The following is a 22,903-nucleotide window of genomic DNA, read 5'->3' as shown; positions in this document are numbered from 1 at the left end:
CCGCCACCCTTGACCGGGACACACCCCGCAGCCTGCGGGCATGCCCCCTTCCCGGCACATGCCCGCAGGCTGTGGGCACGTCCCGCGGCGCCCGAGAACGCACCGCCCGGTGGACCCTGCCGCGCAGTGGACCCTCAGGTGCGACCCTCACGCTCCTGCGCCTGCCCCAGCGACGCGGCGTACGGCACCCAGTCGGCCAGCCGCACCGGCCAGCCCGCCTGCGACAGCGTCTCCACCACCGCCGGGTCGTCGTCCACCACGATCGCGACCTCGCCGGTACCGCCGAGGCGCCGCAACCGCTCCGCCTTGTACTCGCGCGCCGGCCGGTGGTCCGACGTCGGCCGCATCAGCAACTCGTCGACCGGTAGGTCGTGGCGGGACAGCCACCGCTCGGTCACCCGCCGCAGGTACTCCGGCCGCCCGGTGAGCCAGACGACCCGGTGGTCGCGGGCGTACTCGCGGGCCAGCTCCACGCCGGGGGCCAGCGGCGGGTCGCTGGCGGCGCCCGCGAAGAAGCGGCGCCAGTTCTTGGGGCGGCGGGCCACGTGGTGCAGTCGGTGGCGGACGTCGGCGACCACGCCGTCCACGTCGAACACGGCCAGGGGCCTCGCCTCGGTCATTTATCCATGATCCCCGCTCATCCGCCGCGGGAACCCGTGCGAGCCGTTGCCGGAGGGAGGCACGCGGGGTGGCCGCCGTCGTGCGGTGGCCGCCGTCGTATCCGTTCCCCGAACCGCTGGCGGAATTTGCGCCGGCAATACCCGAATTGCGTGACAACACGCCTGATGGGGGTAAGAACGAAGAACGTCAACCAGGGGGTAACTCATGCACCTTTCGATGCTGCGTCCGCTGGCCGAGCGCCCGGGACCGTGGGCGTCGGTCCTGATCGACGCGAGCCGTGAATCCGAGAACGCCACCAAGGCCATCGAGCTGCGCTGGCGGGCCGCCCGGGCGGAACTGGCCGAGCAGGGCGCCGACACGCCGACGCTGGCCGCGCTCGAGAACACCGTCCTCAACCACGAGCCCGTACCCGGCCAGTACTGGCTGGCCGCCTTCGCCAGCCACGGCGAGGTGGCGCTGAGCGTGCCCATTCTCGCCTCGCCCATCGACCACCTCGCGAGGTTCAGCCTGCTTCCGCACGCCATGCCGATGGTCTCCGGGTACGGCGAGCAGGTCGCGTGGCTGCGCATCGTCGTCAACCGGGTCGGCGCCGACTTCGAGGGCGCCACGGTCGGCGGCGTGCCGCGCCGCGGCCAGTTCGCCGCCCACAACCTCTACCCGCTCCACCGCGCCAAAGTGGGCGGCTGGTCGTACTCCCACCACTGGCGTGCCACCCAGATGACCTGGCAGCGCAACGCCAAGGAGATCGCCGAGGCGGTAGCCCAGATGGCCAGCGACATGGCGGCCGAGGCCCTCATCATCGCCGGCGAACCGCAGTCCCGCCGGCTACTCATCGGCCAGCTGCCGGAATGGTGGCAGAAGCGGTACATCGAGACGGACGCGGGGGCGCGGGCACCCGGCGCCGATCCCGACCATCTCGACGACGTCACGCTCCAGGCCGTCGCGGAACTGGCCGCGCGGCACGTCAACGAGGTCATCGACGCGTTCCAGACGCAGCGCGGCCGCGACGCCGCCGCCGGCGTCGGGCTCGCCGCGACGGTCTCGGCGCTGCAACGGTCCCAGATCGACACGGTCCTGCTGGTCAACGACCTGTCCTCGACCGCGAAGCTGTGGGTCGGCGAGAACCCGAACGAGATCGCGCTGACCGCCGACGAACTGCGGGCGATGGGTACCGGGAACCCGCAGCAGGTACGTGCCGACGCCGCCCTGCTGCGCGCGCTCGCCGCGACCGACGCGGACCTGGTCCTGGTCTCCCCCGACGAGGTGGACCTCGACGGCGGGGTCGGTGCGCTGCTGCGCTACGCCGACGCGTCGACCCGCCGCCAGTAGACCGCCGCCGGGTGGATCGTCCGGTCCGGTCACCCGGTGCCGGTCGCCGCCGCGTCGACGGCGACCGGCACCAGGTCGAAGCACTGGACGTCGCGGTCCGGGACCGTGGTCGGCGACTCCAGGTGGTAGGCGCCACTGGGTACGATCCCGGCCCCGCCGTACGCCGCCTGTACCCGCAACTGCACCACCACGTCCTCGCCGGCGTGCACCGCCGGCACCCGGGACCAGAAGTCGTACCCGCCGACGGCCAGCAGCTTCGCCCGGTCGTACAGCACGCACGCGCCGACCCAGGCGATCTTGTACGCCCGCCACTCCCCCGGCCGCAGGCCCAGCCGGTCGGTGAGGTGCAGCAGGTTCGCCGCGTTGTGCACGGTGTGCCGGCCCCACTCCGGCCCGCGCACCTCCAGCACCTCCGGCCGGACCGGGCCGTCCCACAGCGCGAACGTCGCCTCCTGGTGCGGACGGTGCTCACCGGCGTACGACAGCCCGTGCGGCGCGTTCCCGACGAATCCGCAGCCCAGCTCGCGGATGGCGGTCAGCATCCGGGCCACCGCGCCCGGCTCCAGCCAGATGTCGTCGTCGAGGAAGAGCACGTACCGGGCGCGCGAGCGGGCCAGCAGGTGCCCCCGGTGTTCGGCGAGGCCCCGCCGGGGCAGGTGCTGGCCGAGCAGGACGGGGTGCCCGGCGTGCCGGAGCACGCGGACCAGCCCGGCCACGGCCGGGTGGGCCCAGGCCGGGTCGCCGTCGGACTGGTCGCTCACCGCCAGGCCGAACCCGGCGTCCTGCGCCGCCAGCCCGGCGAGCGTGGCGGCCAGCTCGGCGGGGCGGTTGCGGGTGGGTACCAGGACGTCGAGCTCCCGGGGCCGGGTGAACGCCTCCGGGTCGCCCGGGTCCAGGGCCCGGGAACCGGCCGACGGCAGTGGGTACCGCCGGGCGGCCGGCGACGGGTTGTGCGGTGCGATCACTCCGGCGTGCTCACTCCGCCGACTGGGGCCCGTACGGTGACCTCTGGTCCTCCGGCACCTTGTGCAGTGCCCGCTTGTCGTCCTTGGAACTGCCGGCCGCGGTCTGCGCGGTGTCCTTCACGCTGCTGGTCACCAGCGGGTCCTGCTCACTGCGGCGCATCTCCGGCTGCTGGACGTTCGGCATCGTTCCTCCTCGTTCCGGCTCGCCGGTGTTCACGTTCGGCTCGCCCTTGTTCCACGGATCTGCGCCGTGTGCTACCCAGCACCGGAGCGGCCAATCCCGCCGGGACCGCGCCCGCGGCCCACCATCCATCAGGACCGCGCCCGCCGGCTCCGCGCCGGGTCGAGCGCGTGCCCCGGCTTCGCCGGGTGGGCGACCGGCCGGGCGGTCCCGGACCGGATCCGGCCGATCAGCTTCGTCGTCGACCGGTCCGGCAGGTAGTCCAGCGTCAGCACCTCACCCCCGAGCTCACGCACCAGCGGCGCCTCCGGGATCATTTCCGGCCGGTAGTCGCCGCCTTTGACGTACAGGTCCGGCCGGACCAGCGTGATGAGGTTGACCGGGTTGTCCTCCTCGAAGACCACGACGTGGTCCACGCAGGCCAGCGCCGCGAGCACCGCGACCCGGTCGGCGATCGGGTTGACCGGGCGTTCGGGCCCCTTGAGGCGACGTACCGAGTCGTCGGAGTTGACCGCGACGATCAGCACGTCACCCAGGCGCCTGGCCTGGGTGAGGTAGCCGACGTGGCCGCGGTGCAGCACGTCGAAGCAGCCATTGGTGAACACGATCCGGCGGCCGTGCCGGCGGTGCTCGGCGACCGCGGCGGCCAGCTCGGCGGTCGACAGCTCGGTATGGTCGGGGTCGCCGCCGACGTCCAGCAACCCGCGCGCGTCGCAGACCGCCGTGCCCGGGGTACGCCCGCGGGTGGCGGCGGTCGCGGCGAACTGCGCCACCGCGGCGGCGTCGGCCAACGGTGCCCGCACGGCGAGCGCGAGCGCGAACGCGGCGACGTAGGCGTCGCCGGCCCCGACGGTGCGGCTGGCGGGCGCCGGCTGCGCGTGGGTACGGACCGGCTCCAGGTCCCTGGTCAGCACGACCGCCCCATCGGCGTCCAGGGTCACCGCCACGGCCGGCGCCCCGGCCAGGGTGAGCAGGCGGTCGGCCATCGCGGTGATCCATTCGGCCCGGTGCGAGCAGATCGATGCGGTGCCGCACTCCAGCAGCCGGCACGCCTCGGCGAAGCTCGGCGTGACCAGGTCCGGACGGACGTCCGTCCACGACGCCGGGTCGTGTGCGTCGACGACCAGCAGCGGGACCTCGTCGCGGCGGCGGACCAGCAGGTCACGCACTGCCGGGTCGGCCCCGCCGCAACCGTAGTCGCCGACGATGACCGCGTCGACGCCGCCGTCGAGGGCCGCGCCGACCGCCTCGACCAGCGCCGTGGCGGCCTGCGGCGGCAGCGGTCCGGTGTCGCCCTCGTCGAAGCGCAGCATGATCTGCTCGCCGGCGATCAGTCGCCGCTTGGCCGGGGTGCGCCGACCGCGGACGGGTACCAGCCGGTGGTCGACCCCGGCGGCGTCGAGCCGGCGGCGCAGCCGGCCGCCCTCGAGGTCCTCACCGACCGCGGCCACCAGGACCGCCCGGCCGCCCAGCGCGGCCACGTTGACCGCGGTGTTGGCGGCCCCACCGCCCGCGTACCGGGTGCGCTCCACGTCGAGCACCGGCGCGGGCGCCTCCCGGCAGAGCTTGCTCGGGGTGCCCATCAGCCATCCGTCCAGCAGCGCGTCTCCCACGACGAGCACGGTCGCGCCACGCCACCGGGCGGGTAGATCGGTCAGCGTCATCGGCGCCCTCCTGTCGTCGGCATGAGTCGCACCAGGCTTACCCCGTACGGGTCGCGCAAACCGTCGCGTTCCGTGGGTGCGACGTCCGGGCACCGCCGGGGACGTCCGCGGCACCGCCCTGCCGTGCCGCCGGCGACGTCCGCGGCACCGCCCTGCCGGCAGGTTCGTCGATTCGGCCGATCGGGAGCCGAGCCTCAGCCTGGGCCGGAGTGCCCCTCCGGGGACGGGCGCAGCCGGCGCCCCGCCTCGGTGTCGGGGTCCGGGTCCCGGCTGGCCTTCCACTCGGCCAGCCGCTCCTCGTCGCCGAACTCCTGCTCGGAACCGGCGTCACCGCCGGTCGGATCGTCGATCTGCCCGTCGAAGGAGTACTGCGCCATCGCCTTGTGCAGCTCGGACAGGGGCAACCGCTGGTCGTCGCGCCAGACGCCGGACTCGTCGCGCGGCGCGCTCACGTTGTCCTCGCGTGGTGCGCTCATCAGAGATCTCCTTATCGTCACGGTCCGCATCCGCCTACCCGCCACGAGAAGTGTCGAAACGGTCACCCTGAGGGGTGTGGCCATGCGGACGGTGACGATTGGATTTCGTACCGGCGGGTAGCACCGGGGCATGAACCAACGGACCGGCATGGGGGGTACCGACACCCGCGACCGGGCCCTCGCCTGCGCCGCGGAGCCCGGCTACCCGGCGGCCGTGGTCCACGTCGCCGGTCGGCTCGACCGCGACAGCGCGAGCGAACTGCAGGCCTGCGTACGCGACTGCCTGGCGGCGGAGCCGGACGTGGTCGTCCTCGACGTGGCCGACCTGACCGTCGCGGCCGACGAGTGCGTCCCGGTCTTCGCGGTCCTGTCCGGTCAGGCGATGACCTGGCCGGGCAGCACCGTCGTCTTCGCCTGCGCGCCGCCGGACCTGCTTGCGGCCGTCCGCCGCACGGGCCTGGACATCGCCTCGTACCCCTCGGTGGAGGCCGCGTGCGACCGGCTCACCGCCGGCCGGTCACGGTACCGGCTGCGCGAGGCGTTGCCCGCCTCTCCGGTGGCCGCGCCGGTGGCGCGCCGGCTGCTCGGCCGGGCCTGTCGGTCCTGGTCGGTGCAGGAGGTGCTCGAACCCGCCGAGCTGATCACCACCGAGCTCGTCGCCAACGCCGTCCGGCACGCCGGCAACCGGGTCGTGCTGACCGTTTCCCTGCGCCACGGGCACCTGCAGATCTCGGTCGGCGACGACAGCCCCGCCCCGCCGCGCCCCCACGAGGCCACCGTCGCCGACGAGCACGGTCGCGGCCTGCTCATGGTCGAGGCGCTGTGCGACGACTGGGGTACGACCTGTGTCCGTGGCGGTAAGGTCGTCTGGGCCAAGGTCGCGACAGTGGCCACGTAGCGACCATGAGGCACGTAGCAGCCTTGGGCCACGTAGCGACCATGGGCCACGTAGCGACAAGACAGTGGCTGCGCAGACGCACGCCGCGCAGACGCACGCCGCGTAGATGGATCCGGCTGTCACCGACATGTTTTCGACAGCCCCGTGGGGTAGGCAGAGCGCCGCGTACTGGCGCCCCGAGGGGAGACATAGGGATGGGTAACGGAAACGGTCAGCTCCACGTGGTCGAGATCGCCTCGCTGCTACGGGAACTGACCGCCGGTCTCATCACGAGCGATGACCTCGACGAAGCGCTGGAGTCGCTGGCCGCCACCGTCGCCCAGGCCGTTCCGGGCGAGTCCTGGTGCGGGATCACCCTGATCCGCGCCGGTGGACCGACCACCCAGGCGGCGTCGAGCCCGCTCACGGCCCGGATGGACGACATCCAGTACAAGATCGGCGACGGGCCGGCCCTGACCGCCATTCGCACCCGGGAGATGGTCGTCAGCGAGGACCTGGCCACCGAGACGCGGTGGCCGCAGTGGCGCGAGGCCGCCCTGGACGACGGCATCTCCGGCGTCCTGTCGGTACCGCTCGACATCGACGATCAGGTCATCGGGGCGTTGAACCTGTACGTGGGCGAGCCGCACGCGTTCACCCCGGACGTCCAACTGGCGGCCATGCTGGTCGCCGAGCACGCCGGACTGCTGCTCGCGGCGGTGCTCGACCGGGGCCGACTCGCCGGCCTCGCCGCCGACCTGTCCGAGGCGCTGGCCAGCGGCGAATCGGTCAACCGGGCGATCGGCATCGTCATGGCGCAGCGCGGCTGCCGAGCCGAGGAGGCCCTCGAGGTGCTGCGCCAGGCGTCGAAGACGCTGCACGCCCCGCTGCACGAGGTGGCCGATCGGCTGGTCGACGCGATCGGGAACCGGTCGGCGTGAGGCCGCGGCCGGGGACGGCCGCGGCGTCGAAATGGCCCCGATGACCAGCACGTATGCTCACGCCAACGGACCGGAAGGGGCGGGCGATGGATTTCGGCATCGCGACCACGGAGGACACGGATCCGCTGGTCCTCACGCTGACCGGTGAACTGGACATCGCCTCGGCGCCGGCGCTGGAGGAGCGCGTCGGGCAATTGATCGACACCGGCCACGTCCGGGTCATCGTCGACCTCGCCGCACTGACCTTCTGCGACTCGACGGGGATCGGCACGCTGGTCCGCGCCAACAACGACTGCCTCAGCCGGGGTGGCTACCTGCGACTGGCGGCGCCCAACCGCAACGTGGCCCGGGTACTGTCGGTGGTCGGCCTGCTCGACACGTTCCCGGCCTACCACAGCATCGACGCCGCGCGCAGCGCCGATGCGGGCGGTCTGGTGGTGGTCACGCTCTGACCCGGTCCCGGGCCACCCCGGCACACCTCCCCGGCCCGGGAGCGACAGGTCATGGAGTCGACGTCGTCCGGAAGGGTTGGTTCCGTTGACCGAGGGCTCCCCCGCGGCCGGCCGCACATCTAGGCTGGTGCACCATGGGTGACGAGTGCGTCACGGTGGTGGAGATGTCGATCGGTGCGCTGGAGGCCGCCGATCGGGCCGACGCCGTCATCCAGTGGCTGCTCGACACCGAGGTGATCGCGCCCAACCCGGTGCGCGGCAGCGCCTGGCAGCCCAGCGCCTACCTTCCCGGCCCGCGGGCCCGCACCGCCGCGCCCGACTTCGACGACGCCGACTACACCCTGGCCAACAACGGCGTCGACATTCTCGTCGAGCGGGGGCTCTACCGGGACACCTCGCCGCACGAGGCACCGGCCTGCCCCGACTGCGGGTACGAACTGGCCGAAGCGACCCTGGAGAACCTGATCCGGCCCTGGCTGGACGGCAGCGAACCGCGGGTCGACTGCGCCGGCTGCGGAGTGGTGCGACCGCTCGGCGACTGGCCCGACGGGTACCTGGTCGCCGAACTGGCCGTACGGTTCAACAACTGGCCGACGCTGTCACCGGCGTTCCTGGCCGACCTCGGCAACCGGCTGGGCCCGCGCTGGCGCGCCGTCCACGAGCAGTACTGAGCACCGTGAGACTGCTGCTCATCGCCGATACGCACGTCCCCAGGCGGGCCCGTGACCTGCCGGAGCCGCTGTGGCGGGCGGTCGACGCGGCCGACGTGGTGGTACACGCCGGCGACTGGGTCGACGTGTCGCTGCTCGACCGCCTGGAGTCCCGGGCCGCCCGGCTCATCGGGGTGTACGGCAACAACGACGGCCCGCCGCTGCGCGCCCGGCTGCCCGAGGTGGCCCGGGCCGACCTGGCCGGGCTGCGACTCGCCGTGGTGCATGAGACCGGCCCGGCCACCGGGCGGGAACGCCGGTGCGCCGCCCGTTTCCCCGACACGGACGTGCTCGTGTTCGGCCACAGCCACATCCCCTGGGACAGCGTCGCGCCCGGTGGCCTGCGCCTGCTCAACCCCGGCTCACCCACCGACCGGCGACGCCAACCGGTCGCCACGTACCTGACGGCCGAGATCCTCGGCGGTGCGCTGACCGCGGTGACGCTCCACCCGCTGCCCCGGCCGCCGTCCTCGACGGCGTGAATGGCGTCGTAAATGGGGCAGCCGGCTCTTAACAGTCCTCATCGAACGGTGTTAACGTACGGCCTCGACTGTCGGTGGGGCGCCCAAGAATCGGTGGGGCGCCCAAGAAGGAGCGATCCGGTTGCCGAATGCGGACGTGCTCGCCCAGATCAACCGTGACGTCTGGATTCCGTTCTCCGCCGCGTACGCCCACTGCGACGCGGAAGCTTTCATCGCGCTGCACTGCCCCGACGTGATCCGCGTGGAGGGCAACGGCGGTTGGGTCGGCGGCTTCGACGAGTACGCCGCACGCCTGCGCGAGTGGTTCCAGTGGGTCGAGGTGCAGGAGGGCCGGCTCGACATCCGGTTCCGCTTCCTGGAACGCCACACCGGCGACGACGCCTCGTCCGAACGCGGCGTCTACCGGCTCAGCCTGGCCTATCCCGACGCCGAGGAGCGCCTCTGGTACGGGCTGTTCCACACCGTCTGCCGGCGGCGCGACGGGGTCTGGCGCATCGCCGTGGACTACGACTCCGACGAGGGCGGCACGATCGGCGAGGAGACGTACCTCCTCGGCCAGGAGTTGGACGGGTTCGCGCCGTCCACGGCGCTGTCGTGAGCGCCCCGGCGGACAGCGCCGGACCCCGGGCCCGTCCGGCGAGCGGTCCGGTGGGCGCCGGGGTCCGACACCGTAACCGTCGGACGATTCGGGGCAAACCTGAGCGGTTTCCGATGGTGGCACCCGCGACGTGGCCCTTCCCTCGGGTTTGTCGTCGCCCTCCCCTCGGGTTTGTCGTTCGCCACGCTCGGGCACCATGGAGAGGAACGGTGTAGCGTAACGGCGATTTACCTCTTCTGTCGCGCCGACGGTGACGATGCCGGTCGCGGCCGAACGTGAGGGGCTACATGGTGCAGGTGACGGTCAAGCTTTGCCTACCGAGAGACGCATCGAGCGTCTCCATCAGCCGCAGGGTGGTGCGGTCCGCGCTCAACGCGCTGGGTGTCATCGACGACATCCGCTACGACGTCGAACTCGCCTTGACCGAAGCCTGCGCCAACGTCGTGCAGCACGCCGCCTACTCCGACGAATACGAAGTCACCATCGACATCGAAGGCACCACCTGCAGCATCGACGTGATCGACAGCGGCCACGGCTACGACGAGGAGATGTTGGAGGCGTCAATGCCGCACCCCAACGCCGAAGAGGGTCGCGGGCTGCACCTGATCCGCATGTTGGCCGAGAACGTGCGGTTGGCCCACCACCCCAAGCAGGGCACGATCATGCACTTCGAGAAGAAGCTGGAGTGGGAGCCGCAGTCACCCGTCTCCCGGCTGGCCGGTCTCGAACGCTGAGCAACCGCTCACCCCTGCCGGCCGCCCCGGCCCCCGCTCACCGCGCCGTCGAACCCACCGGCTCCGCTCCCCGACCGGCCAGCGTGGCGTGCACGCGGTGCGTCACCTTGCGCTCGGCGACGAACGACAGGAACGGGATCGTCCCCGCGAGCAGCACCGCCACCGTGTACCCGAACCGCCAGCGGGCCAGCGCCGCCAGGTGGAACGCGAGCACCAGGTACACCATGTAGAGGAAGCCGTGGATCGGCCCCACGATGGCGACGAGCGCGCTCTGATCGGCCAGGTACTTCAGCGGCATCGCCACGAGCGTGAGGATCAACAGGAAGACCCCGACGACGTACGCGATCACGCGGTAGCGCTTGAGGGCGGACTCCACCAGAGGTCATCCTTCCGAACGGGGGTACTCGCTGGGCCGGCGGCCGGGGTTGGCCGCGAGCCATTCCAGGTACCGGTTGTACGCCACGAGCTCCGGATCGCCGTCATCGGCCCCCTGCCCATCCGGCGCGGGGGCCGCCCGAAGCGCCGCGGAGGCGTCGAACGGTACGTAGCCGGGGTGCGCGGCCAGGTCGTCCGGCACCGCCACGGTCGGGGCATCCTCCGGCTCCGGCTGCCCTTGTCGCAACTCAGCCCGGATCTCCTTGGACCAGACGAACACCACGAACGCCGCGAACAGCGGCCACTCGAACGCGTACCCGTAGCTGAGCATGTTGCCACCACGGGCCCGGTCGACCTGCCACCAGCCGGCGGCGAGACACCCGGTCACGAGCACCAGCATCAGCAGGTGGCGCACCAACCAGGAGGGCGTCAGAAACCGGGCCACGCCTGCGAGCGTACCTGTTCCACCTGCGCGCCCCGCTCGGCGAACCTGACCACCGCGCCCTCGATCCCGTCCGCGCCGATGACCGGGGCGCAGGAGTACGCGACCGGCAGCGGCGTACCGTCCCGGCGCCACATCACGTCCGTGTCGACGCGGTACGCCTCGCCGCCGCGCAGCGTCTCGCCGACCGGGCACTCGAACCAGGGGTACGGGCTGCCGTCGGGGCGCCGGTGGTGGATCAGCGCGTGCATCGCCAGGCCGATCAGATCGGCCGCGGACCAGCCGAGCAGCGCGGCGCCGGCCGGGTTGACGTACACGCAGTAACCGCCGCGGTCGACCCGGTAGACGCCCCGCGGGACGGAGTCCCGGTAGCTGTCCTGCGGGACGGAGGCCCGGCGGATACCCTGCGGAACAGGGCCGGGCAGCGGCCGCTGCGCGCCGAGCAGGCGGTCGGTGATCACGCCGGCAGCATCGGCGACCGGAGGGACCGCCTGAGCGAAAGTAGCCCGCACCGGGCGGGCGAACGCGCCGCCCGGTAACCCCATACCGCCCCAACAGTCGTATACCCGTTATTTCCCAGTTTGTCCCTGACTGGGGGTGAGATGGCGAACTCGACTGCGGCCGGCAGGTGTGAATTCCATCGACGGTTGAGTAGGGTGATGCCGCCTGCCAGCGGTTCGCCCGAGGGAGCGTATGACCAAGAAAGCACCATCGTCGGAGACGGTGGCAACGGCGGCTCTGACCGTCATCAGCCTGGTCGGCGGATTGGCGGTGGCGCTGACCGCCGGAGTGGGCGTACGCCCCGTCAGCCAGGCCGCCGCGGAGCCACCATCGCCCGTGGTCCGACCTCCGGCGGCCGTCACCGCACCCACTCCCGAGCCGACCCCGACCGGCGACCCGGCCCTCGACAGTCCCCGGCTACGCTTCCCGGCCGACGCGGTCGTCGACGTCAAGGCGGCCTACCACGCCATGGGTGACGGCAGCACCGACGACACCGCCGCTCTGCAGGCGGCGATCAGCGAGAACCCCGGCCGCACCATCTACCTGCCCGCCGGCACCTACCTGGTCAGCAAGACCCTGGAGGCGCGGGACAAGGCGGGGCGCTCACTGGCCGGTCTGCGACTGGTCGGCGAGGAGCGCAACAGCACGGTCATCAAGCTCAAGGACCGCGCCGCCGGCTTCGGCGACCACTGGAACGCACGGCCGCTGCTGCGGACGGGCACGGCCAGCGTCACCGGCGTCGGCCGCGCCGGCAGCGCCAGCGGGTACGGCAACCAGCTGGAGAACTTCACCGTCGACACCGGCGCCAACCCCGGCGCCAACGGAATCGACTACACCGGCAGCAATGTCGCGTCGATCCGGCGGCTCACCATCACCGGCCAGGGCCCGACCGGCCTGTCGATCACCCGGGGCCTGCCCGGGCCGGCCCTGATCTCCCGGTTCGTCGTCAAGGGCTTCGACTATGGCATCCGGGTCGCGCAGGGCCGGTACGGGCTGACGCTCGAACACCTCAACCTGTCCGGCCAGAAGATCGCCGGGATCGACAACGCCGGGAACGTGCTGGCCATCCGCGATCTCGCCAGCGCCAACACCGTGCCGGCGATCCGCAGCACCGAGCGCGGCGGCTTCATCTCCCTGGTCGACGCCACGCTCACCGGCGGCACCGCCGACTTCAGCGGGGTACAGAGCATCGGCGAGCTGATGCTGCGCCGGGTCCGCACCACCGGGTACCGGTCGGTGCTGACCCAGAGCGGGAAGATCGTTTCCGGCACCGAGCTGCCCCAGTACTCGTCGAAGACCCCGGTCGCCCCGTTCCCCGAGGCGCAGAGCCTCGCCACCGACCTTCAGGTGCGCGAGGCCCCCGAGTTCGTCGACGCCCAGCCGGCGGATTGGGTCAGCGTCACCGCGTACGGCGCCAAGCCCGACGACAACACCGACGACACCGCCGCGTTCCAGAAGGCTCTCGACTCCGGCAAGCCGGTGGTGTACCTGCCCACCGGCCGGTACGTGATCTCCAAGCCGCTGCACGTCAAGGGCGCGGTACGGCAGTTCGTCGGGTTCGGCTCGACGCTCACGCCCACCGGGACCGCCTGGGGCGACGCCGCCGCCCCGGCCGCCGTCATCCAGGTCGACGACGGTACCGCCCGGGACGTGACCATCTCCGGCATCACCATCGCCCGCGCGCCCGGCAACGGCACCCCGACGGCGGGCCTGGTCGGGTTCGCCCAGCGCACCGCCCGCCCGCTGGTCCTCAAGGACGTGGACTGCTGCGGCGACGCCGGGACCAGCTACCAGGCCCAGGCCGGTGTGGGACCGCTGTACCTGGAGAACGTCTCGGCCTCCGGTTGGCAGTTCGACCAGCCGCAGCAGGTCTGGGCGCGCCAGTTCAACCACCTCGACCGGGGCACCGCCGCCACCGGTACGGCGACGAAGTCGCCGCTGTTGGTCAACGCCGGGGCGACCGTGTGGGTGCTGGGCCTGGAGACCGAGCGGCGCGGCCCGCTGATGCGCACCGAGCGCGGCGGCCGTACCGAGGTGCTCGGCGGCGCGGTGTACGAGTCGTCGGCGAGCGCGGACGACATCGCCTTCGAGTGCCTGGACGGGGCGTCGATGTCGCTGTCGTTCACGACGATGGGGCCGGGCAACGGCGGCTACCGGGTCCTGGCCCGCCAGCGCCGGGGCGAGGTGACCAAGGACCTGCGTCGGGAGCAGGCGTACTGGCGTGGCGACGGCCGGACCGTCCCGCTGTACGCGGGCTGATCCGCGGTAGTACGTGGACTGATCCGCGGTACGTGCGCTGACGCGCCCCTGACCGTCCCGGTGGCTACGGGAACGGCCAGGGGCGCGTTTTGCGTCAGTCGAGGACGATCAGGGGCGCTTCAGCGCGTCCCGGATCCGGTCGACCAGGCCGAGGGCCGGTACGAGCAGCTTGTTCACCGGTTGGACGTCCGGCATCGCCGGGTGCGGCCGGGTCGGGGCGATCTTCTTGACCGCCTGTGCCTTGCGCGCCAGCTCGCGCAGCTCGGACGGGTCGGCACCGGCCCGCAACCGGGGGAACAGCTCCACCTCCTCCTCGAGCAGGTGCTGGCGCATCTCGGCCATCAGCTTCGTGAGCACGAACTCGAAGTCCGGGTCCGTCGCGTCCAGCCGTTCGAGCGTCTTCATGTCCCGCTCGGCCTCCGCGTGGTCGCGGATCTCGTGCTCGGCGATCCGGTCGCCGTCCGGGACGACCCGGCGCACGGTCGGGTACAGGTACTGCTCCTCGGCGACGGTGTGCCGCACCAGCTCGGCCACGACCGCGTCCACCAGCTGGCGACGCCGCTCCGCGCTGAGGGACCCGGTCTCCAACTCCCCGAACTTCTCCTCGATGGCGCGGTGATCGTGGATCAGAACGTCGACGAGATCCTCGCCACGATTATCCGGTGTGCTCACGGCGCCCTCCCGGTACCTGGGGTCAACGGGTCCGCTACCCGGTACCCACCGCGCTAATCCGCCGGCTGGCCGACCCGGCCCGGGAGCCGGCCCACCGGTCGACTCCCGGGCCGCCGGGTTCACCTCTTCGAGTGCGGACATCCGATCGGGTGACGTGTGCCCAGGACGCGGGTCGGTTACCGGACCCAATCAGGGGCCGGCCGCCGGTGCGCACCTACAGTGATCACATGGCACCCTTGGTCCTGCGTCTGGCCAGCGTCCTCCTGGTCAACCGGGACGGCGCGGTCCTGCTGCAACTGCGCGAGCCGGACGCGCGCATCGACCCCGACCGGTGGGGCCTGCCCGGCGGGCACGTCGAGCCGGGCGAGGAGCCGGCCGCCGCCGCCCGGCGGGAGCTGGGCGAGGAGACCGGCCTGCAGGTCCACGGCGAGATGGCGCTCTTCCGGCACGTGACGTACCCGTCGCGCCTCGACCCGGCGCTGCGCATCGATTGGCACGTGTTCTGCGGCGCGACCGTCGCCCGCGCCGACGACCTGGTCCTCGGCGAGGGTGCGGCGCTGCGCTTCGTCGGCCCGGCGGAGGCGGTCGAGCTTCCGCTGGCCAGCCGGGTCGACGAGGTGGTCCGGACCTTCCTCGCCTCCGAGGAGTACCGCGCCCTGCTGCGGTGACGCCCTTCCCTCATGATCGTGGCGGGTTTTCCGTGTCCCCGCACGGGAAACCCGCCACGACCCTGGGGAACGCCACGGACTAGCCGTACACCTCCAGCTCGTAGATCCGGGTCGCGTTGTTTCCGTTGTTGGTGGGCGTCGTCGCGGTGAACCGGACGTACCGGGCGCTGCGTGTCGGCACCGGATGGTAGGTACGGCTGGCGCGTGAGCCGGTGACGGTGACCGCCGCCGACCAGGCCGAACCGTCCACACTGGTCTGGATCGTGAACGCGCCGGTGTTCCAGCCGGTCGTCTCGCCGCCCAGCCCGGCGTGCTTGACCACGAACGCCGACACGTTCTGCGCCGAACCGAGGTCGACCTGGAGGAACGCCTGCGAGGTGAGCGAGCACCACTTGCTGTTGCCGGCGAGACTGCCGTCGACCGCCTTCGCGGCCGTCTCGGTGGCGGCACAGGCCGCCGACGCGGTGGTGGGCCGGTTCAGTGCCAGGTTCGGGCCGAGTTGGGGCGCGGCCGGCGGCGGCGCGGCGCCGGCGGTGAACGACGGTGGTACGTCACCCGCGCCGGTCCCCCACCCGCCCGGCGAGGCACCCATCGTGTACGCGAGCGTCGCGCCGTTCGCGACGTCGCCGTACCGGAGGTAGCTGTGCGTGGTCGCCACCCCGTTGACGGCCAGGCTCTGCACGTACGGTGCGCTCGCGCTGCCGCCGGTGATCTGGATGTTCCCGCCCGGCCGCTGGATGAGCACCGACGGGAACTGCGGGCCGTGCAGGGCGAGCGTGTCCGCGCCGGGCGTCACCGGGTACATGCCGAGCGCGGCCCACACGTACCAGGCGGACGTGGCGCCCAGGTCGTCGTTGCCGGGCAGGCCGCCGGCTCCGGTCGTGAACGACTCGCTCATCACCCGGCGGACGGCGGTGGACGTACCCGAGGGCCGGCCCGCGAAGTGGTAGGCCCACGGCACGCCGTGCTCGGGCTCGTTGCCGATGTAGAAGTACGGCAGCGACAGGCCGCCGTTGAGCTGGGTGAAGTGGTGGTCGAGCCGCTGGACGGCGGTGGGCGCCCCGCCCATGAGGTCGATCAGCCCGGCGAGGTGGTACGGGACCATCCAGGTGTACTGGGCGGCGTTGCCCTCGGTGTACCCGCTCGGGCTGGCCGGGTCGAGCGGCCACGGCCAGGTGCCGTCGGCGTTGCGGCGGTGCACGTACCCGGAGTCGGGGTTGAACACGTTGCGCCACCACTGGGCGCGGGTCATGTACGTGTCGTGGGCTGCCGTGTCCCCGAGCGCCTTCGCGAACTGGGCGATCGCGAAGTCGGAGGCGGAGTACTCCAGCGAGTCCGACGGGTCCTCGGTGATGTAGTGCCGCGACTCGTAACCGCTCTCGCGGCCCCGGATCGGGCTGCCCTGGGTGGTGCCGCCGGAGGCGCTCTTGCGCATCAGCGCCAGGGCGGCCGCCGTGTCGAAGCCGCGCACCCCGAACGCGTACGCGCTGGCCACGACGATCGGGCCGGGGTCGCCGGTCATGATGAAGTCCTCGTTGGTCGCTTGAGACCACTTGGGCAGCAGGCCGCCCTGCTGGCCGTCGAGCACCATCGACTTCACCACGTCGGTCATCACGTCCGGCGCGACGAACGCCACCAGGGCCGCCCAGGAGCGGTAGATGTCCCAGCCGGAGTAGTTCTGGTAGACGGGGTGGTTCGCGGTGTGTACGGCGTTGTCGAAGCCGAGGTACTGACCGCCCACATCACTGGCCACGTTCGGGCTCTGCATCACGTGGTACAGCGCGGTGTAGAACTTCTGCAGGTCGGCCGGGCTTCCGCCGGTGACCTGGACGCGGTTGAGGGCGGTGTTCCACGCGCTGTCGGCTCCCGCGCGGACGCCGGCGAAGTCGAAGCCGGGGTTCTCCGCCGACAGGTTGGCGCCCGCGTTCGCGATGCTCACGTACGACAGGCCGATCTTCGCGGCGACCGTCTGGCTGGCGGTGGTGTCGAACGTGACGTACCCGCCGGTGTTGACGCCGCTGGTGCTGTTCGAGCCCGCCGAGACGGTGCCGCCGTTCCAGGTGCCGAAGCCGGTCGGTGCCCGGTCGAACTCGATCGCGAAGTAGATCTTGAAGGTCTTCGACGAGCCGCAGAACCCACCGGCCGTCACGCTGCCGGTGATCCGGGTACCGCTGATGCTGATCGACCCGCTGCGGTTACCGGTGGCGCTGCGACTGGTGTTGACCAGCAGCGCGGCCGAGGTCGTCGCCGGATAGGTCAGCCGTGCCAGGCCGGTACGGGTGGTGGCGGTCAGTTCGACGCCCGTGGCGTACCGGTCGAGTCGGTTGCGGTAGTAGCCGGGCGCGGCGGCCTCGTTCGACTTGGTGTAGCCGGAGGCGTAGCCGGTCCAGTTGGTGCCCGGTGACGCCCCGAGCGCGCCGGTGACCGGCAGGATGCCGATGTCCTCGTTGTTGGGGCAGCCGGCACCGTCGAAGTGGGTGAGGCTGAACTCCTCGATGGTGCGGTCGGAGTCGCGGTACCCCGACGGCGACGCGGTCGGGGTGTCCGGGCTGAACTGCACCATGCCGAACGGCACGACCGCGCCCGGGTAGGTGCTGCCGCCGGCGCCGCCGCCGACGGGGTTGGGCGAGTTGCTGTCGTCGGTGCCGATGAAAGGATTGACGTACTGGGTGAGGCTCGCCGCGGCGGCGGGCCGTTGGGTTCCGGTCGCCTGGGTTCCGGTCGCCTGGGTTCCGGTCGCCTGGGTTCCGGTCGCCGGGGCGGCGCTCGCGGTGACCGGGACGGCGACCGCGGCGGGAAGCGCGACGGCCAGGCCGACCAGCGGGCCGGCGAGGAGGCGTACGGGTCCGGGGGTGTTCGACATGCTGGCATCTCCCGTTCTGGTGGTGGGAGCGTGTGACAACGTTGCCAGGGCGCCGTGGAGTAATAGATACGCGCCGATCTCATGGCGTGTCAATATTTCCCTCACGGATTGGGCATAGTCCGGCCGTACGCGCGCATCGGGCGGCGGTATCGGCGAGACAACGTTGTCCAATCGATCCGCCTCACCCCTCGTCCCAGCGGGCGCACCCGTGTGACGATGGCGCAGGTAACCGGGCCAGGTCTATCCGAGCGGGAGTTTCGCGTGACGGAGAGTGCGACAGACGCGGGCCGGCAGGAACGCGCTCCGGCGCCCGGACCGGCCCCGCGCCGGCCGACGATGGTCGACGTCGCCCGGCGCGCCGGCGTGAGCATCAAGACGGTGTCCCGGGTGGTCAACAACGCCCCCCACGTGCAGCAGGACCTGGTCGACCGGGTGCTCGCCGCGGTCGCCGAACTCGGCTTCCGGCGCAACGGAATCGCGCAGACCCTGCGGTCGGGCCGCACCACCGCCACCATCGGGCTGGTCATCGAGGAGATCGGCAACCCGTTCTACTCGACGATCGCCGCGGCCGTCGCCGAGGTGGCCGGCGCGCACGACACGATGCTGATCACCGCCAGCTCCGAGGAGGACCCGCGGCGCGAACAGCACCTCCTGCTCGACCTGTGCTCCCGGCGGGTGGACGGGCTGCTCGTCGTACCCGCCGGCTTCGACCACGGGTTCCTGCGGGTCGAGGTCGAGATGGGGATGCCGGTCGTGTTCCTGGACCGCCCGGCCGGCGGTCTGCTCGCCGACACCGTCCTGCTGGACAACCGGGGTGGCGCGAAGGCCGGCGTGCGGCACCTCATCGCGCAGGGCCACCGCCGGATCGCGGTGCTGCTCGATTCGATGGCGGTCTACACGATGCAGGAACGCGTCAGCGGTGCGCAGGAGGCGATGGCCGACGCCGGAATCACCCGCGACGCGATGCTGGTACGCGACCGGGTGGGCGACCCGGACAGCGCCGCCCGTACCGTCGGCGACCTGCTCGACTCGGCCGACCCGCCGACCGCCTTCTTCAGCACGAACAACCGCATCACCGTCGGCGCCGTACAGGAGCTGTGGCGCCGCGGCAGCGACGCCGCACTGGTCGGGTTCGACGACTTCGAACTGTCGCACCTGATGCCGCGCCCGTTCACCGTCGTCGGGTACGACACCCGCGAGTTCGGCCGGCAGGCGGCGGAGCTGCTGTTCCGCCGGATCGGCGGCGACCGGTCCTGGCCGGCGACCACGGTACTGCCGACTCACCTGGTCGAGCGCGGCCTGCCGCACTGACCGATCCGCCGCATCGACCGGCCCGTCACGCGACCGGCCCGTCACATCGACCGGCCCATCACATCGACTCGAGTCGTTCCCAGTGAACTCCCACCATCATCGGAGCCTCTTCCGACGTTCGCCCGACATCCTCACAGCGTGACCACGACCGCGAGTACGACATCCGCCGCCACGCCGACGCGCGCGGCCGACCAGCCGGCCTGGACGCGCCCCGCGCTCCTCGTCCTGGCCCTCGCCGCCGGGGCGCTCTACGCCTGGGGAGTCCGGCTCGGCCAGCTTCACTCGTACTACGCCCCCGCCGTGAAGAGCATGTCGGAGAGCTGGCAGGCGTTCGTCTACGGCGGCTACGACCCGACGGCCTCGATCACGCTCGACAAGCTTCCCGGCGCCTTCATGGTGGAGGCCCTGGCGGCCCGTGTCTTCGGCTTCTCGACCTGGTCGGTCCTGCTCCCCCAGGTCGTCGAGTCCGTGCTCACCGTGCTCGTGCTGTACGGCGTGGTGCGCCGCTGGCTCGGCCCGACCGCGGGACTGCTCGCCGCCGCCGCGTTCGCGACCACACCGATCGTGGCGGCGCTGGCCCACGCCGAGATCTCCGACACGCTGCTGACGCTGCTGCTGGTACTCGCCGCCGACGCGCTGCACCGCGCCGTCGCCGGTGCCCGGCTGCGCTGGCTGCTGCTGTCCGGCCTCTGGGTCGGACTGGCCTTCCAGACCAAGATGGTCGAGGCGTGGGGCGTGCTGCCGGCCCTGGGACTGGTCTACCTGGTCGCCGCGCCCGGGCCGGTCCGCCGCCGCCTCGGCCACCTCGGACTCGCCGGCGCCGTGACCCTCGCGGTGTCACTGTCGTGGGTCGTACTGGTCCTGCTCACGCCCGCATCGGCGCGCCCCTACATCGACGGCTCGACCGACAACTCGCCGCTGTCGATGGTGTTCGACTACAACCTGCTCAACCGGTACGGGCTGAACACCGACGCGGCGGTCGGGTTCGGCGGGGGCGGCGCCGCCGGTACCTTCATGATCGGTGACGAGGTCGTTTCCCAGGTCGGCTGGCTGTACCCGCTCGCCCTGGTCGGCCTGGTGGCCGGGGTGTGGTGGCGGGGCCGGGCCCCACGCACCGACGGGATCCGCGCCGGGTTCCTGTTGTGGGGCGTATGGCTGGTCAGCTACGCGGCGGCGTTCTCGACCGGCCGGGTCGCGCACTCGTTCTACGTGGTCGCCGTGGCACCGCCGGTCGCGGCGCTGGCCGCCGGTGGCCTGGTGACGCTGTGGCGGGCCTGGCGGCGGGGTGGTCGTCGGCGCTGGATCCTCCCCGCCGCGATCGCCGTCACGGTGGCCTGGGCGGTGTACCTGTCCCGCCGCTTCCCCACGTTCCTGCCCTGGCTGACCCCACTGCTGGTGCTCCTGGGCCTGGTCTCGGTGGCGCTGCTGGTGGCCGTTCCCGCGGTACGCCGCCGGCACCGCCGACGGGGCGCGCGCACCGCGCTGGCGGGGGCCGTGGTCGCGCTCGTCGCCGTGTACGCCGCCCCGACCGCCTGGGCGGCGTCCACCGTGGACCGCCGGTACTCCGGCTCCGCGATCGGTCCGGCCGCCGGCCCGGCGGGTGGGTTCGGCCCCGGCGGGTTCGGCCGCCCCGGCGGGCGTCCCGGCGGGCGTCCCGGCGGTGCCCGAACGTTTCCGGGCGGCAAGTTCCCCGGCGGGGGCCAGTTCCCCGGCGGCGGCCAGTTCCCCGGCGCCGGCCAGTTCCCTGGCGAAGCCGAGCGGGGCGGGATCGGCGGCCCAGGCGGGATCGGCGGGATCGGCGGCCCAGGCGGGATCGGCGGGATCGGCGGCCCGGGTGGAACCGGCGTTCAGCCGACGGCGCAGGCCCGGCAGCTCGTGGCGTACCTGAGGAGCCACCAGCCGGGCAGCCGGTACCTCGTCGCGACGCAGGGCTCCATGCAGGCCGGCGAGCTGATCCTGGCCGGAGCCAGCGTCCTGCCGATGGGCGGGTTCTCCGGCCAGGTCCCCTTCCCCACCACGGACGCGCTGGCGAAGCTGGTGGCCGACGGCGAGCTGCGGTACGTGCTGGCAGGCGGCGGCTTCGGCCGCCGCGGCGATGGCGCGACGACCGCCTGGGTGACCAGCCACTGCACCGCCGTCACCGACATCGGGTTCACGGTCACCGGCCTGTACGACTGCGCCGCGGCCCGCTGACAAGGGCCGGTCAGGGGCCGTACTCGTCGAGGCTGCGTACCACCCTGCGCACCTCCGCGCCGGCCTCCGACTCGCCGTTGCGGTCGTACAGGTCGGCGTGGTGGTTCAGGCAGGCGCGTACCAGCGCGGCGAGTCCGGGCGCCCCGGCCAGGAACGGCACCAGCCCCATGGCGGCCGCGTCGGCCCAGCCGGCGAGGTCGAGCGCCATCGGCAGGTCGCCGGTGCCGGCGTACCGCTGCGAGCAGACGAGCAGCACCAGCGCCCAGTGGAAGCCGTAGTCGCGGTACGCCTGCCGCATCGGCTCGGCCTGCTCGCGGGAGGCGACCGCGAACAGGTAGTGCGCCTCCAGCCCCAGGCGTACGCCCTCGTCGCGCGCGGTGGGCAGCAGGTGGGCCGCGATGTCGGCCAGCCGGGCCGCGAACCCGGGAGCGGCCTGGGGCTCGCAGCGCAGCGAAGGAGCCAGGATCGCGCGGCCGGCCGCGGGCCGGCTCAGCCGCGCGGCCAGGCTCCGCGGCACCCGCTCCGGCCCCAGTACCCGGGTCGCCCGGTCGAGCGCCGCCGCCAGGCTCACCGGTCGGTCGCCGGCCAGTACCCGCTCCCACCGCTGCGCGACCAGCGCCGCCGCGCCGGCGTCGACGGCCCGGGCCTGCGCCACGAGACGGTCGCCGTCCGCGCCCCGCCCGGCCGCCCGCAGGTGCAGCCCCGACCGGGCGAGCGCACCGGCCAACTCGCGGTCCGGCCGATCGGCTCCGGCCGCCCCGGCGAGCGCCCGGGCGGCCCGGACCGCGAGGGCGTCGGCGTCGAGCGCGGCCGCCAGCCGCCCGTACGCGCCGTGCAGGTCGGCGGCGGTGGTGGCCGCGAGCAGGAGGTACCGCAGATCCACCCGCGTGTCCGGGGTGTCCTCGCCGACGTCGGTGCGTGACCGGTGGTGGTACCCGATCGCGGCGTCGGCCGAGGCGAGCGCCAGGTCGGCGTCGCCGTGCGCCGCCAGCACCGACGCGTTGAGGGCCAGTACCCGCGCCAGGTCGCGCAGGTACGGCCCGCCGTCGCCACCGGAGTGCAGGTCGAGGTACGTGCTGACGGCGAAGTCCAGTTCGAGCACGGCGGTGGCGCCGTGACCGCGGGACAGCTCTGCCATGCCCTTGTCGGCGTGCACGTCGGCGAGCTGCGGCCGCACCCGGGCGCCCCGGCGGTCGAGTTCGGAGTAGGCGCGCTCGCACTCGTCCAGGACGCCCACCGCGATGTCCGGCCGGCCGATCGCGGTCAGGTTCGGCCCCATCGCGGACAGGAGGTCCGCGAGCATCCTCATGGTCCGCTCGTCCCCGGGCCGGTCGGCGGCGAGTTCGCGGACCGTCGCGAGCACCTCCTCCTGGAGGGCGAGCGCCTCGGCGTACCGCCCGTCCGCCGCGAGGGTGCGGGCCCACCGGGCGTGGTCGGCGACCCCGTGTGCCCGCTCGTGGTGATCGAAACTGTGCCGTTCCGCCACGTCGCCCCCAGGCTCGCCGTTCGGTGGATGGGTCTACCAAACGCGACCCCCGACACCGCGACAAGTCACCCGGGCCTATGTGCTCAATCCGTCTATCTGGTCA

General features: G+C 72.6%; 23 protein-coding genes. 12 read left to right on the top strand and 11 right to left on the bottom strand.

Going from position 1 to position 22,903, the window contains the following annotated elements; all coding sequences use genetic code 11:
- Positions 1-134: 134 nt before the first annotated feature.
- Positions 135-620 (bottom strand): phosphatase domain-containing protein, encoded by a 486-nt coding sequence (locus ACNTMW_RS21800; RefSeq protein ID WP_426635571.1) that lies wholly within the window; start codon positions 618-620, stop codon positions 135-137.
- 205 nt (positions 621-825) lie between these two features.
- On the opposite strand from ACNTMW_RS21800, the gene ACNTMW_RS21795 reads away from it, so the two are divergent.
- Positions 826-1,950: a baeRF2 domain-containing protein gene (locus ACNTMW_RS21795; RefSeq protein ID WP_426635570.1), complete on the top strand. Its 1,125-nt coding sequence runs from the start codon at positions 826-828 to the stop codon at positions 1,948-1,950.
- Between the two features lie 29 nt (positions 1,951-1,979).
- Here ACNTMW_RS21795 and ACNTMW_RS21790 read toward each other — a convergent pair whose 3' ends face one another.
- From ACNTMW_RS21790 to ACNTMW_RS21775, 4 genes are all read right to left on the bottom strand, one after another.
- Complete coding sequence (locus ACNTMW_RS21790; protein ID WP_426635722.1) at positions 1,980-2,912, bottom strand: glycosyltransferase; 933 nt, start codon at positions 2,910-2,912, stop codon at positions 1,980-1,982.
- Positions 2,913-2,925: 13 nt separating this feature from the next.
- A complete protein-coding gene (locus tag ACNTMW_RS21785; protein ID WP_426635569.1) occupies positions 2,926-3,099 on the bottom strand; it encodes a hypothetical protein in 174 nt (57 codons plus the stop codon).
- Positions 3,100-3,227: 128 nt separating this feature from the next.
- Positions 3,228-4,760, bottom strand: a complete 1,533-nt coding sequence (gene rfaE2, locus ACNTMW_RS21780) for a D-glycero-beta-D-manno-heptose 1-phosphate adenylyltransferase (protein WP_426635568.1) — start codon at positions 4,758-4,760, stop codon at positions 3,228-3,230.
- Positions 4,761-4,954: 194 nt separating this feature from the next.
- The gene (locus tag ACNTMW_RS21775; RefSeq protein ID WP_426635566.1) at positions 4,955-5,236 is read right to left on the bottom strand and encodes a hypothetical protein; all 282 of its coding nucleotides are present in this window, start codon (positions 5,234-5,236) and stop codon (positions 4,955-4,957) included.
- Between the two features lie 130 nt (positions 5,237-5,366).
- Here ACNTMW_RS21775 and ACNTMW_RS21770 point away from each other — a divergent pair, with 130 nt between their 5' ends.
- From ACNTMW_RS21770 to ACNTMW_RS21740, 7 genes are all read left to right on the top strand, one after another.
- The gene (locus ACNTMW_RS21770; RefSeq protein WP_426635565.1) at positions 5,367-6,134 is read left to right on the top strand and encodes an ATP-binding protein; all 768 of its coding nucleotides are present in this window, start codon (positions 5,367-5,369) and stop codon (positions 6,132-6,134) included.
- Between the two features lie 194 nt (positions 6,135-6,328).
- Entirely contained in the window at positions 6,329-7,054 is a 726-nt protein-coding gene (locus ACNTMW_RS21765; RefSeq protein ID WP_426635564.1) for a GAF and ANTAR domain-containing protein, read from the top strand.
- Positions 7,055-7,140: 86 nt separating this feature from the next.
- Complete coding sequence (locus ACNTMW_RS21760; protein ID WP_426635563.1) at positions 7,141-7,506, top strand: STAS domain-containing protein; 366 nt, start codon at positions 7,141-7,143, stop codon at positions 7,504-7,506.
- A gap of 134 nt (positions 7,507-7,640) precedes the next feature.
- On the top strand, positions 7,641-8,177 hold the full coding sequence (locus ACNTMW_RS21755) for a hypothetical protein (protein WP_426635562.1): 537 nt from the start codon (positions 7,641-7,643) through the stop codon (positions 8,175-8,177).
- A gap of 5 nt (positions 8,178-8,182) precedes the next feature.
- Positions 8,183-8,698: a metallophosphoesterase family protein gene (locus ACNTMW_RS21750; RefSeq protein ID WP_426635561.1), complete on the top strand. Its 516-nt coding sequence runs from the start codon at positions 8,183-8,185 to the stop codon at positions 8,696-8,698.
- 121 nt (positions 8,699-8,819) lie between these two features.
- A complete protein-coding gene (locus ACNTMW_RS21745) occupies positions 8,820-9,296 on the top strand; it encodes a YybH family protein (protein ID WP_426635560.1) in 477 nt (158 codons plus the stop codon).
- 287 nt (positions 9,297-9,583) lie between these two features.
- Positions 9,584-10,030, top strand: a complete 447-nt coding sequence (locus tag ACNTMW_RS21740) for an ATP-binding protein (RefSeq protein WP_426635559.1) — start codon at positions 9,584-9,586, stop codon at positions 10,028-10,030.
- A 37-nt stretch (positions 10,031-10,067) separates the two neighbouring features.
- Here ACNTMW_RS21740 and ACNTMW_RS21735 read toward each other — a convergent pair whose 3' ends face one another.
- Genes ACNTMW_RS21735 through ACNTMW_RS21725 form a run of 3 tightly spaced genes read right to left on the bottom strand, consistent with a single transcriptional unit; the run spans position 10,068 to position 11,308 of the window.
- Positions 10,068-10,406 (bottom strand): DUF3817 domain-containing protein, encoded by a 339-nt coding sequence (locus tag ACNTMW_RS21735; protein ID WP_426635558.1) that lies wholly within the window; start codon positions 10,404-10,406, stop codon positions 10,068-10,070.
- Between the two features lie 6 nt (positions 10,407-10,412).
- On the bottom strand, positions 10,413-10,805 hold the full coding sequence (locus tag ACNTMW_RS21730; protein ID WP_426635720.1) for a hypothetical protein: 393 nt from the start codon (positions 10,803-10,805) through the stop codon (positions 10,413-10,415).
- Between the two features lie 29 nt (positions 10,806-10,834).
- Positions 10,835-11,308: a PAS domain-containing protein gene (locus ACNTMW_RS21725; RefSeq protein WP_426635557.1), complete on the bottom strand. Its 474-nt coding sequence runs from the start codon at positions 11,306-11,308 to the stop codon at positions 10,835-10,837.
- 262 nt (positions 11,309-11,570) lie between these two features.
- Between ACNTMW_RS21725 and ACNTMW_RS21720 the strand changes: the two genes are divergently transcribed.
- The gene (locus ACNTMW_RS21720; protein ID WP_426635556.1) at positions 11,571-13,607 is read left to right on the top strand and encodes a glycosyl hydrolase family 28-related protein; all 2,037 of its coding nucleotides are present in this window, start codon (positions 11,571-11,573) and stop codon (positions 13,605-13,607) included.
- Positions 13,608-13,715: 108 nt separating this feature from the next.
- Here ACNTMW_RS21720 and ACNTMW_RS21715 read toward each other — a convergent pair whose 3' ends face one another.
- Positions 13,716-14,279 carry a hemerythrin domain-containing protein gene (locus ACNTMW_RS21715; RefSeq protein WP_426635555.1) on the bottom strand — a complete coding sequence of 188 codons (564 nt, stop codon included), beginning with the start codon at positions 14,277-14,279 and terminating at the stop codon, positions 13,716-13,718.
- A 227-nt stretch (positions 14,280-14,506) separates the two neighbouring features.
- Between ACNTMW_RS21715 and ACNTMW_RS21710 the strand changes: the two genes are divergently transcribed.
- Complete coding sequence (locus ACNTMW_RS21710; protein WP_426635554.1) at positions 14,507-14,947, top strand: NUDIX domain-containing protein; 441 nt, start codon at positions 14,507-14,509, stop codon at positions 14,945-14,947.
- Positions 14,948-15,026: 79 nt separating this feature from the next.
- Here the strand turns inward: ACNTMW_RS21710 and ACNTMW_RS21705 are convergent, their stop codons facing one another.
- Positions 15,027-17,810 carry a GH92 family glycosyl hydrolase gene (locus tag ACNTMW_RS21705; protein WP_426635553.1) on the bottom strand — a complete coding sequence of 928 codons (2,784 nt, stop codon included), beginning with the start codon at positions 17,808-17,810 and terminating at the stop codon, positions 15,027-15,029.
- Between the two features lie 336 nt (positions 17,811-18,146).
- Here ACNTMW_RS21705 and ACNTMW_RS21700 point away from each other — a divergent pair, with 336 nt between their 5' ends.
- Both ACNTMW_RS21700 and ACNTMW_RS21695 read left to right on the top strand, forming a co-directional pair.
- Positions 18,147-19,121 (top strand): LacI family DNA-binding transcriptional regulator, encoded by a 975-nt coding sequence (locus tag ACNTMW_RS21700; protein ID WP_426635719.1) that lies wholly within the window; start codon positions 18,147-18,149, stop codon positions 19,119-19,121.
- A gap of 138 nt (positions 19,122-19,259) precedes the next feature.
- Positions 19,260-21,314: an ArnT family glycosyltransferase gene (locus ACNTMW_RS21695; RefSeq protein WP_426635552.1), complete on the top strand. Its 2,055-nt coding sequence runs from the start codon at positions 19,260-19,262 to the stop codon at positions 21,312-21,314.
- 10 nt (positions 21,315-21,324) lie between these two features.
- Here the strand turns inward: ACNTMW_RS21695 and ACNTMW_RS21690 are convergent, their stop codons facing one another.
- Positions 21,325-22,800: a hypothetical protein gene (locus ACNTMW_RS21690; RefSeq protein WP_426635551.1), complete on the bottom strand. Its 1,476-nt coding sequence runs from the start codon at positions 22,798-22,800 to the stop codon at positions 21,325-21,327.
- Between the last annotated feature and the right edge of the window lie 103 nt (positions 22,801-22,903).

Origin of the sequence: Planosporangium spinosum (assembly GCF_049999945.1) — a bacterium.
GTDB lineage: Bacteria > Actinomycetota > Actinomycetes > Mycobacteriales > Micromonosporaceae > Planosporangium > Planosporangium spinosum.
This window is presented reverse-complemented; position numbering and strand designations above follow the sequence as displayed.